Origin of the sequence: uncultured Mycobacterium sp. (genome assembly GCF_964249325.1) — a bacterium.
In the GTDB taxonomy this organism is placed as follows: Bacteria; Actinomycetota; Actinomycetes; order Mycobacteriales; family Mycobacteriaceae; genus Mycobacterium.
Genome location: NZ_CAXUCH010000158.1, coordinates 1 through 10,333, shown reverse-complemented (window position 1 = coordinate 10,333; position 10,333 = coordinate 1). Strand labels below are relative to the sequence as shown.

General features: G+C 62.7%; 10 protein-coding genes and 3 pseudogenes. 7 read left to right on the top strand and 6 right to left on the bottom strand.

From position 1 onward, the window contains the following. The 3 genes and pseudogenes from ACFE99_RS17630 to ACFE99_RS17620 form a co-directional block, all read right to left on the bottom strand. Positions 1-252 (bottom strand): annotated as a pseudogene (locus ACFE99_RS17630) (hypothetical protein); the annotation flags it as partial. A gap of 625 nt (positions 253-877) precedes the next feature. Further along, entirely contained in the window at positions 878-1,486 is a 609-nt protein-coding gene (locus ACFE99_RS17625) for an RES family NAD+ phosphorylase (RefSeq protein ID WP_375487515.1), read from the bottom strand. A gap of 20 nt (positions 1,487-1,506) precedes the next feature. Then, positions 1,507-2,103: a helix-turn-helix domain-containing protein gene (locus tag ACFE99_RS17620; RefSeq protein ID WP_375487513.1), complete on the bottom strand. Its 597-nt coding sequence runs from the start codon at positions 2,101-2,103 to the stop codon at positions 1,507-1,509. A 237-nt stretch (positions 2,104-2,340) separates the two neighbouring features. Here ACFE99_RS17620 and ACFE99_RS17615 point away from each other — a divergent pair, with 237 nt between their 5' ends. From ACFE99_RS17615 to ACFE99_RS17595, 5 genes are all read left to right on the top strand, one after another. After that, a complete protein-coding gene (locus tag ACFE99_RS17615) occupies positions 2,341-2,805 on the top strand; it encodes a hypothetical protein (RefSeq protein ID WP_375487511.1) in 465 nt (154 codons plus the stop codon). 634 nt (positions 2,806-3,439) lie between these two features. Beyond that, on the top strand, positions 3,440-3,655 hold the full coding sequence (locus tag ACFE99_RS17610; protein WP_375487509.1) for a hypothetical protein: 216 nt from the start codon (positions 3,440-3,442) through the stop codon (positions 3,653-3,655). Positions 3,656-3,946: 291 nt separating this feature from the next. Beyond that, the gene (locus ACFE99_RS17605) at positions 3,947-4,228 is read left to right on the top strand and encodes a type II toxin-antitoxin system prevent-host-death family antitoxin (protein WP_375487517.1); all 282 of its coding nucleotides are present in this window, start codon (positions 3,947-3,949) and stop codon (positions 4,226-4,228) included. Positions 4,229-4,937: 709 nt separating this feature from the next. Then, entirely contained in the window at positions 4,938-5,267 is a 330-nt protein-coding gene (locus tag ACFE99_RS17600) for an ArsR/SmtB family transcription factor (RefSeq protein ID WP_375487507.1), read from the top strand. Between the two features lie 2 nt (positions 5,268-5,269). Continuing rightward, positions 5,270-5,725 carry an SRPBCC family protein gene (locus ACFE99_RS17595; protein WP_375487505.1) on the top strand — a complete coding sequence of 152 codons (456 nt, stop codon included), beginning with the start codon at positions 5,270-5,272 and terminating at the stop codon, positions 5,723-5,725. Between the two features lie 389 nt (positions 5,726-6,114). On the opposite strand, the gene ACFE99_RS17590 is transcribed toward ACFE99_RS17595, so the two are convergent. After that, entirely contained in the window at positions 6,115-7,026 is a 912-nt protein-coding gene (locus tag ACFE99_RS17590; RefSeq protein ID WP_375487503.1) for an ABC transporter ATP-binding protein, read from the bottom strand. Between the two features lie 32 nt (positions 7,027-7,058). Then, positions 7,059-7,769, bottom strand: a pseudogene (locus ACFE99_RS17585) (transposase); the annotation flags it as partial. Positions 7,770-7,914: 145 nt separating this feature from the next. Between ACFE99_RS17585 and ACFE99_RS17580 the strand changes: the two are divergent. Continuing rightward, positions 7,915-8,217: pseudogene (locus ACFE99_RS17580) on the top strand (PIN domain-containing protein); the annotation flags it as partial. A gap of 152 nt (positions 8,218-8,369) precedes the next feature. Here the strand turns inward: ACFE99_RS17580 and ACFE99_RS17575 are convergent. Next, positions 8,370-9,857 carry a PLP-dependent aminotransferase family protein gene (locus ACFE99_RS17575; protein WP_375487501.1) on the bottom strand — a complete coding sequence of 496 codons (1,488 nt, stop codon included), beginning with the start codon at positions 9,855-9,857 and terminating at the stop codon, positions 8,370-8,372. An 86-nt stretch (positions 9,858-9,943) separates the two neighbouring features. Between ACFE99_RS17575 and ACFE99_RS17570 the strand changes: the two genes are divergently transcribed. After that, positions 9,944-10,324, top strand: a complete 381-nt coding sequence (locus ACFE99_RS17570; protein ID WP_375487499.1) for a hypothetical protein — start codon at positions 9,944-9,946, stop codon at positions 10,322-10,324. Positions 10,325-10,333 lie beyond the last annotated feature (9 nt).

Here is a 10,333-nt window from a genome sequence, read left to right as displayed (position 1 = left end):
GTCGATGTCGATGACACCCTCGGAGGTCCAGTACCAGTCGTGGCAGACGTTCCAATCCCACGTAATCACTTGGCTGCCCGGTATAGGAGGGTCGCCTGGGCACCAGTGAGTGCATGTCATCCCGCCCGGACAGTTACCGCCCTCATAGCTGGGGCCCGTGGCGTGAACGATTCCGGCGGCCAGGCTCAGACCGGCCAGGCTCAGACCCCTTGACATCACCACGGAGGTTGCGAACCGCGAAATTCGGTTCATTGTCGTTCCTTTCGACGGCGCCAACCCGTTGGGTTGCCAGCACAGGCTGCGGGCCGACTACCAATCCCACTAACTATGCCGCGTTCGCTGGTCAGGCACGTTAGGAATGCACAGAAACGGCAAAATGCATCCAGCAGAGCAATTGGCAAGAGATATGCCTGAATCACATTGTGAATGTGCCGCTTTGGCCGGATCATCCTGACAACCTGGATGGATGATCAAGGCGGTGTCGATGTGATCCAGTTCCGGCTGTGTGGCGGCACCGACTTAACGGTGTATGGGCCGGATACGCGCCACCATCGCCTCCACCTGCTTGCGGTTGAGCACTATGGTTGACCCGTCGGGTAAACCGAGGATCCGGTCCAAGGTTCGCCTGCGACGTTCTCGATTGGGCGGCACCAACTTTGCGCGACAGTCCCGCATGCCGATCTGCGTGGTGGGGCGCTCACGTAACAAGCGATCGGTGCGCTCACTGACCAACTGCGCGCTCTCCACTATTGGGACGTCGTGCCGTGTACGGCCTGGCCATCGACTGTCTGCAGTCATATTTGCGATCATTCCTTACGGGTATTACATTCCCGGGGATTAGGAGAGGCTAGCGGCCAGATTCGTTGCGTATGTGCAGTCACAGGATGTGATAGCCGATTTCGGCGGCGGCCGCTTGCGCGATCGACCACACCAGCGGATGAGTGAGCGGTCGGGAAAACGACGGCAGCGTGGGTATTGAGTCCGCGGCGGCATTCCACAGCACAATAATCGGGCGACCAGTCATAGTCGACGGTACGTATAGACCGTCGAGTTGGGGCCAGGTCGTGTAGATAGCGCGGGCCCAGCGTCGGCATATGGATCGGGGTGCGGCCCGCAATGCAGCCGAAGCGCTGTTGCGGAGCAGCCACGTTCCGGACAAGTCGAGCAGCCGCGATCGGCGTTGTGGTTGCCAGGCGGTGAGCGTCGGAGCGCCGGCGCGGGTATCGATCACGCGGATTGTCTGGCAGACCTCGGCGAGGCTGGTTGCGACATCGGCTGCGGCGTACAGGACGCCCTCAGCGTGCGAGCTGGGCCCATTCCCCGGGTGTGGGTCCCACCGCATCGACGGCAATGGCCCGCAGGTGCGCAGCTTGTTCCAGGGCAGCAGGTGCTCGCCTTCGGTGCGGTGGACCCGCCACAGCGTGCCGGTGTATTCGACGCAGTCGTCGGGTTCCTTGGTGAGCTGTTCGGGAGGTGTTCGTGGCACCTTTGGTTTGGACCGTCGGCTCACCAGCGCCCGAGATCCGCTATGAATCCGGCAACCAACGCGGGGTCGCCCCCGGCGGCCAGATGCTCGATGGGCGTGCGGTCGTCGAAGTCGGGCTGCGGGGTGTGCATGAATGCATCCAGAACCGCGGGGGTGGTGCCACGTGGTATCGCGGGGACGATCACGTCCAGGCCGGGAAGCAGTTCGCCACCAAGGAACTGCCAGCGAGGGATGCGTCGGCTTCCTTGAAGATCGTAGGCCCATAAAGCTTTTCCGGTGATACGTCGCGACACGCGGGACCGGTCGATGCCGAGGATCGTGGCGGCTTCTTTGATGCTGACCGATCCTGAGAGGGCGCGGCTGAGTTGCCCCAACGCAACGCGGGCGCGGGCCTGACGTTCGTCGTCCGCGGACCATGCATCGATCAGGTCTGCTGCTTGTGGTCCGGCGTGCGTGCGGAGGAAGTCCACTTCTGTCGTCGACAGGGTGGTTGCCCCGGGGATGGCCGCGAAGACGGAGTCCAGCTCGTCGAGGACCTCTTCAACGGTCAGGCCAATCTGGTGTTTAGCCAGAAGCGCGCCGAGCGCGGGAGCAGTCGATCCATCCACACCGCACATGCTAGCACAGCTGTGCCGATATATGCGCCAACTTCGAATCGGGCGCTGCGGGTGTCCCATCTAAGGCAACCAACTATCTGATGGAAAGTCGCGAACCGTCGTCAGCGCCGAGTGAGCTTCTGGCGAAACCGAACGCGATGGTGTCCGTCCGGGTCGCACAGGCCCGACGAACGCTCAAGGAACCGGCCGGGCGCCGAGGTTGCGCTCGCCTTCACCGACGGGATGCCGTCGACGCGTTTGACAACCGCGATCCTTCAACACGAGGGTGTTCCCGACAACGACCACTCCCGGTTGTTCAGTTGGTGTTACGTCCACGAGCTGTCCCGGCACACGGTCCATATTGGTGGGCGCCCGACACAGAGACCGACCTATCGGGTGGCGGCCGCTGTGCCGAACAGCACGGTCATTCATGGCCAGGCTCCATGGGCGATCAAGCATCGCCGCGACATGGTCCGCGAGGTGCCAAAGATCATGCTCGAAGCCGAGGGCACCGACTACAGTCCGGCCGAAGCATGGCGTGTGTGGGTCGTCCTACACGAGGTTGCCGACGGCTTCTGGAGCATGGCCGGCAACCTCTTTCGCTACGAGGACCTGGTGTCGTTCATCGCCCCCGACCAGCTCCAGACCCCGACCGGCCGCCGGTTGCGCGAGGCGGCCGACGCAGCACTCGCCGCGACAGCCGGGCAGCCTGTGCGGCCATAGCCGCAAATCACGCACAGCCGACAGCGAAATGATGAAGGCAACCAGCACACCATATCGAAAGTCGCAGGCCCTGCAGGGCTCAAACTTGGGGCCACGCAAGCGCGCGCAAAATGGGGAGCCGTTCTCGCATTCATCGAAGCGAGCCACGCCCGCCGCGGGACCGATTGTGCGGCGGGATTATTGGTACTGGGAAGCCACCGTGAAGTTGCAAAACCAGCGCGCGTTTCGAACACCAGTCGATGGGGGCGCTCACCCGCGGGTCGGTTTGGATCTTCCTGGCGCCGCCTATCCATCAGGGCGGGGCGGGACGGCGTCTGCTTGAAATCCCAAGCCACGTAGACACGCACCAATAGGAGGTTCGACATGCCGCTGATTGAGATGTACGTCCCTGCCGGGACGTTGAGTGAAACGACCAGGCGCGCTTTGCACGAGCGCGTAAGTCGCCAAGTAATGGAGGCAGAGGGCGCGACCTACGGCGAATCGCCGCGAGCGCAGGCGATCACCTGGATGCTCATTCACGAGATGCCTGCAGGCAGCTGGTCGATTGGCAGCGAAATCCTGACGGGAGATGAAGGGCCGCGGGTTCTGACCCGGGTCAACGTCCCGCACGGATCGCTCAACGACGAACGCCGAGGTGGCAGCGCGGGTCAATCGAGAGGTGGTCGACGCGCTCGGCGAGGAACTCCCAGACCCGACGAAGAGTCTCTGCCTGATAGTTGAGCAAACGTTCAGCGGCGGGGCAATCGTCGTGAGCTTCGCCGACCTGGTGCAGTGGCTGGGGCTGCCGCAAACCGTGGACGGTGACAACCGCGCGACAGCCAAGTCTGCCACGGCCCAGTCCGCGCGCTAACGCATCTGAGGCAAACGCAGGCGGCCCGCGGACCGGGCCGCCTGCGTCACTTGGGCGGCAATGTTCATGGATAATGTAGATTATCCATGACGTTGAAACGTGTTGAAGGACAGCATTATTGGGATGACAAGCCACCAGAAACGTCACTGTGACGTAAGTGCCCCACGGTAACCCACAGCATGCCCGAAGAGGGCGGCTGATGCGATCTGCCGCTATGGCCCGCGTAAGCGTCGCTAGCATGCGCGAGATCGACGTTTGGGCTGCTGCGCAGAACCTGGAAAAACCTGGTCGGTGAAATGCGGACATCTGACGCAGTTCATCACGATCACGAAAGATTGTGTGCCAGCGGCTGTACTGTTGTCGGTAGATGCGTTCGAGTCCATCAAGCAAACGATCTTCTGGGCTGTCACAACCGCGGATTCGCGAAGACATCGCGCGAGCCGAGCAGGAGATCTTTGCCGGTCATACGTTCAGCGAGGACGAGATTCGCGGCGAGTTTGGCGTTCCGAAGCGGCGCGGTTAGTGACGCTCCAATCCGGTCACACCGTGGGCAAAATGCCCGAGACTCGCTGATAAAGCTTGGAGCGGTCCTCGAGTTTTCCTAAACACATGAGCTAGGGAGGGGATTCGGCGCAGTACCCACATCGGGCCTAATCGTCACCGTGACGTATCTCGACGGAGTGCCGCCTAGGGACCTGGCCACGCCTGGCGGATGCGTTCGTTGGTCACTCGGTAACTGCGCGGTCACGGACAAGGTCGGAGTTGAGCTAATGGAAAACAGAAATAGTGAGCGCAATCAGCCTGCGGAACAGAAATACTGAGCAAATCGCAGATAGATTCAGCAGGGACAGTGGCCCAACTGATAAGGCGCACAAGTTTCGTCCGGGTACAAGCCTACCCTAGGGTTGTACCGATAAGTGGCATTATGTCAGGTTAACGGCTCCGCGTTTATCAGATGAGTCACGCCTACCCTGACCGACCGGCCGTGGGCCTCGCGGTGCGAATGAGCCAAAATGCCTAGATAGCGTCATTTTTCGGCAGACGTCGACGGTGAGTTATCAGACATCGAATGTGGCTGACTCCTAATGCATCTCGCCAAAGGGTCACATGCCCATCAATAAGCTCGTTCTCGGGACGATTCACTAAGTGGTTCCGTCACCGCGTTTGGCGTTCGTTGATCAGCGTGCTGTTGGCGCGCGCGCCCGGCTGATGTGCGGCGGTGTCGCCTGAATGGTTAACCAGATACTTGACTTTCTTGACATCGGCAGAGATAGTTAAGCATGTGCCTAACCAATCCGGGTTTGATGTGTTCGGTCGCGTTTTTCACGCGCTCGCCGACCCGACCCGTCGGGCGATCGTAGAACGGCTCGTCCAAAGGCCAGCGCCGGTCAAGGCGTTGGCCGAGCCGCTCGCGATGTCTCTGCCTGCGGTGATGCAGCACCTCAAGGTCCTGGAAGGCGCGGGCGTCATCGTCACAGAGAAAGTCGGCCGAGTGCGCAGCTGCCGGATCGAACCGAAGGCGCTGCGTGACGCCGAACGCTGGCTCAGCAGTCAACGCACTGAATGGGAACGGCAACTTGATCAACTCGACGACTACCTGAAGGGAAAGTGACCATGGAAGTAACGCACTCGACGTTCACGCTGGAACGCCGCTACCCGGCCTCGGTCGAGCGGGTGTTTGCGGCATGGGCAAATCCGGAGGCGCGCAGGCGCTGGATGGCTCAAGGAGCAGAGCACTTTCAAAACTTCGTGGTCGGCGGCCTCGAGACGGTCAAGGGATTCGATGGACAGGGCCGCCGGTTGACCTACGAGGCGCGGTACGCCGAGATCGCAACTAATCAACGAATTCTCACGACGTCCACACTGCACACCGGAGACCGGCTGTCGACGGTCTCGGTCACCAGTGTCGAGTTCCGAGCAGAGGACGCTGGCACCCTACTGGTACTCACCGAGCACGGCATGTATCTCCCCGGCCAGGAGCAACCGGCTTGGCGTGAACACGGAACCGCCCAGCAACTGGACACCCTGGCTGCGGAGTTCGCCGCAACCACTACGACAAAGGAGAACTGATTATGGCTCACGTTGATTACGTGCTGGCAGTGGTCGCGGTGCGCGACATCGAGGCAGGCAGGTCCTAGTACACAAAACTATTCGGCCGCGGACCTGACAACAATCCGATGTCGAACCTTATCGAATGGTAGATCAACGACGGCGCTGGGTGCAGGTGACCGAGGATCGTATGCGTGCCGGCAACGGGATGCTTAACCCAAGTTAGCCAACCACCCGCTCACGGCTAGGGACTTTCCCTGGCCACCAGCGCGGACATGGCCATTGGCACGCTCGGCCCAGGCGGTGACCTACTTCGAGCGGATCGAAGGCTCGGTATCCGAGTAACCGCCGTCGCCATCGCGGCGGGTCGATAGTGCGCGGTTGCATCCCTGCGTTGACCGGTTTTGAGCTCAGCTCGATGGTGCGCGGAACTCAGACGACTTCTGTGTTGGATCGTCCGCCGTGGTCAGAGCGAGGAATGCTTCGTGTAGGTCGCCACCGGTGACTTCGAGTTCGGCGATGTTGTCACGGTCCTCGTACAGCGCCCACACCGTCCGATCGGCATCGCTGGTGTGCAAGGTGACGCGATCGTTTTCGATGTGGACGGCGACGACGGCGGGCAGCTCGAAGAACCGGTCCGGAGGTCCGGTGAGCAGCCGGAACCGTACAACGCGACCGGCCCCGACGCTGGATGTGATCTCGCGGGCTGTGCCGTCGGCGACGATACAGCCGCTGCGGAGCAGCACGATCCGGTCGGCGTAGGTTTCGGCCTCTTCCAGATAGTGGGTGGAAAACAACACCGTGCTGCCGCGGGCGGCATGGCTGCGTATCCTGGCCCAAAACCCTTCGCGGGCTTGCACATCCAGCCCCACAGTCGGCTCATCGAGCACCAGCAGATCGGGGTTTCCCGCGGCTGCCAGGGCGAAGCGGACGCGTTGGGCCTGTCCACCGGACAGCCGGTCGGTGCGGCGGCGAAGGAGACCAGCGATACTCGCCGCGTCGATGAGTTCTCGCAGGGAAGCGGGTGCCGGATACAGCTCACGGATGACCGTGAGCAACTGCCCGACCCGCACGCCGGCCATCAGGCCCGTGTCCTGCAGCATCGCGCCTACCCGCCCGGCGGCAACCGCACACCTAGGCGATGATCCAAACAGGTGCACCGCACCGTGATCGGGTGCGAGCACGCCCAGCATCAGATAGATCGTGGTGGTCTTGCCGGCACCATTCGGGCCAAGCAGCGCGATAGTGCTGCCCGCCCGGACTTCCAGGTCAATCCCGTCGACGGCCCGCACGTGCCCGAAGTGCCTGGACAGCTCGTGCACGTAAATGGCCGCGTCGCTGGCAGCGGGCGGCAGGCCCAGCTCGGCAGAGCGGCAAGAACATTCGATATCTTGTGGAACCAGCAGCGCTGCTCGCGCGTCTCCGGGAACATCTCGCGCAGCGCACCCCAGAACCCCAGCGCACCGTCACCGGCTGCCAGCACCGGCGCCCGCATGCCGCGGCGTTTGCAGTCGCGCAACAGATCCGCCCACGACCCGGTCGACTCGCGATACCCTTCGGCCAGCGCGACGAGCTCCTTGCGGCCATCGGCACGCACGCACCCCGATCATCACCAACAGCCTGTCCTCCTCCAAACGGACGTTGACGTGAATCCCATCGGCCCGCAGCTACACGAAGTCCACGTGCGACAGGTCCCGTTCGGCGAACGCGCGAGCCTCCGATTTCCAGGTCTCAGTGAGCTTGCTGACCGTCGAAGACGACAGGCCCTTGGCCGAGCCGAGGAACTGCCCGAGGGCCGGCACAAATCGCCGGTCGAAAGCCCGTGCAGGTACAGCAGCGGCAACACCTCGCCGATCTTCGGGGTCTTGCGCGCTCACGGCGGCAGAATCGCCGAAGAGAACCGTTGCTGAGCCAGCACTAGTGAGCACGTCGCGGGGCTGGTGGCAGCCGTTGCGCACCACCAGCCGGTGCCCGCTCTCATCGCGCACGTCGGCGAACTGGGCGAATAGGCGTCGACCTCGGCCCGCAGCACCTCGGCCAGCATCCGCCGCGCACCCTCACCCATGATTTCGTCGATCAACGACGACGACCCGGGCGCCGACGAGACGGCAGAACTCCCACGGCGGCAGAATCAGAAACTATGGTGAGCCCAAGGACGTACCTCCCAAACCAGCGTTGCAGCGCGGGTCTAGCTTGGAAACCAGTACGGGGCGACGAGCGCGCTCAGCCGGGTCGAGTTGATGAAAGTCGTTGCGCGATATCGGGAACCAGCTCAATCTGAGCGTGCCCGTTATCTACTCGACCGGCTCGACATCTTCCCGATCAACGAACCTGTGATCGCTCCAGCCGAAACCATCGGGCCGCCCACCTTGCGTTCTCTCCGCGCGATTCACCTGGCGGCCGCAGCCCAAATAGAGCGGGAACTCACAGCGTTCGTCACATACGACCACCGATTATTGGACGGATGCCGCAAGGTCGGCCTCGCGACCGCATCACCTGGCGCAGTCCGCTAACTGTACGGAATTCCCGCAGAATGCTGACGTGTGGTGGCGCTTCAGAGCATGGCCACGGCGCACGCGAGCTTTGAAACCGGCTTCTCTGCCCTACCGAGGACGGCATGCCGAAACGCTAACTTCAAAGCCAAGCAGCATAAAATGAACCGGCGCTACTTTGGAGCTTGATGTTGACCGCCGAGGGTGCCATCGCGATTGCCCGTCATGCGACGTTGAGCTTGGTACAGTGATCCGAGGATTCCGAGCCCCTTGCGGATCGTGGGTTCTGTGATTGCGCCGTAGCCGACTACTAATGCCGGTGGGGCGTCCGCAGGCGCGGACCAGTGCCAGCAGGCTCCTTCAATGAGCAGGCCTTGCTTGCCTGCAGCCGCGACGAGATCCGCTTCGTCACACCAGTCAGGTAGCTGCACGTATACATGGAGCCCGGCGGCGATGCCGCTTGGCACCGCGCCTGGCAGTGAGGCGGTCACCGCGTCGAGCGCTGCCTCGCGTCGGCGCCGATAGATTGGGCGCACCCGGCGGAGGTGGCGTGTCAGTGCCCCGGTATTAACGAATCGCGCCATTGCGAGTTGTTCCACGACGGTGCTGCCCATGTCGTCGAGTAGCTTCTGCTGGGTTACTTCGTCGATGAGCCAGCGCGGCAGGACGATCCATCCGAGCCGAAGCGCCGGCGTTAGCGTCTTGCTGGCGCAGCCGGCGTAGACCACTCGTTCCGGCGAGAGTCCCTGCAGCGCACCAACGGGTGCCCGGTCGTAGCGGAACTCCGCATCATAGTCGTCTTCTATGATGAGCCCCTCGCACTCATCCGCCCACGTCACGAGGGCAGCGCGGCGGTCACCGCTCAAAACAGCACCGGTCGGGTACGAATGGGCCGGGGCGGTCAGCACCGCGCCGACGTTTAGCTGCGCAAGCCTGGCCACCTGCACACCGTGGCGGTCGACTGGAAGTGGCACCACTTGCAGCCCGGTGTTGGATATGACTTGGCGGTGCAGTCCAAAGCCCGGATCTTCTACAGCGATCGCGTCGATGCCCCGAACCCGCAACGCTCGGCACACCAACACAATGGCCTGCGTTAAGCCCGCGCAGATCAGGGTGCGCTCGGGCGCGGTGGCGACGCCGCGAACCCGAGCGAGGTAATTCGCCAGCGCGTCACGCAGCTCGAACGTCCCAAGCGGCCCAGGGTAGCCCAGCTGCTCGTTGCGCATGTTACTCAGCGCTGCACGATAGTGGCGTAGCCATTCAGCTCGGGGAAACAACGAAGGGTCAGGGAGCCCGCCGAAAAAGCGCACCACGGGAGCCGACTCAGCCTTGCGTGATCGAACCGACATTCCTGGCCGGGCGATCGGCAGGACCCGGGTGCCCGACCCCTGCCGGGCGCAGAGGTATCCATCCGCGGCGAGCTGTTGATACACGTCGACAACGACGCTCCGAGCCACTCCAAGATCGCGCGCCATCACCCGTGTGGGTGGAAGCAGCTTGCCCGGCGCCAGCCGCCCGTCTTGGATCGCCAGTCGCAACTGCTCCTGCAGCTGCTGGCGCGCACCGCGCCTCGACCGGTCCAGGACAAGCATGACCTCCAGCGGGAAGCCAGGATCACCCGAATTGGTCTGCGTATAAATATCTCCATTGGACCGTGACACAGACCAATCGTAGCGCCATGCTCGAAAGTGTGAGAGCGACGAACAACAGCGTGCAAGCATTATAGGGACCGGTGATCCTGCCGTGGATGCCCGGCCCGTGCCAACCAGTCACCAGGCCGATCGTGGTCAGCGTCACCGAGTATCGGGCCCATCACCGCCTTGACCTGCCAGGGGTGGCGCTGAAAGGGTTACGGATGCGCCTGGGCTGGTATGCGATGCCGGGCGCCCTCGGCCTGTGGCTGTGGTCGCTGCCGGCGGCCATGCGTGGGGGTTCGATTTCGGTGTGGGACAACGAGGACAGCCTTGAGCGGTTCATCAACCTGCCCCATCACATCGACATCATGGACCGCTACCGCACCCGCGGAACGGTTCGTTCTGATCACTGGTCGATGGTGCGCTTCCAACCCGACATCATTCTGCAGCGGGCACTCGATTGGATCTGTGAGGAATCGACATGCGCGCAGTAACGCTCTATG

What these genes read in the sequence shown, in the direction of transcription:
- ACFE99_RS17620 (WP_375487513.1), bottom strand. Translation starts at nt 2,103, where the DNA reads ATGTGCGGTGTGGATGGATCGACTGCTCCCGCGCTCGGCGCGCTTCTG.
- ACFE99_RS17595 (WP_375487505.1), top strand. Translation starts at nt 5,270, where the DNA reads ATGGAAGTAACGCACTCGACGTTCACGCTGGAACGCCGCTACCCGGCC.
- ACFE99_RS17570 (WP_375487499.1), top strand. Translation starts at nt 9,944, where the DNA reads ATGCCCGGCCCGTGCCAACCAGTCACCAGGCCGATCGTGGTCAGCGTC.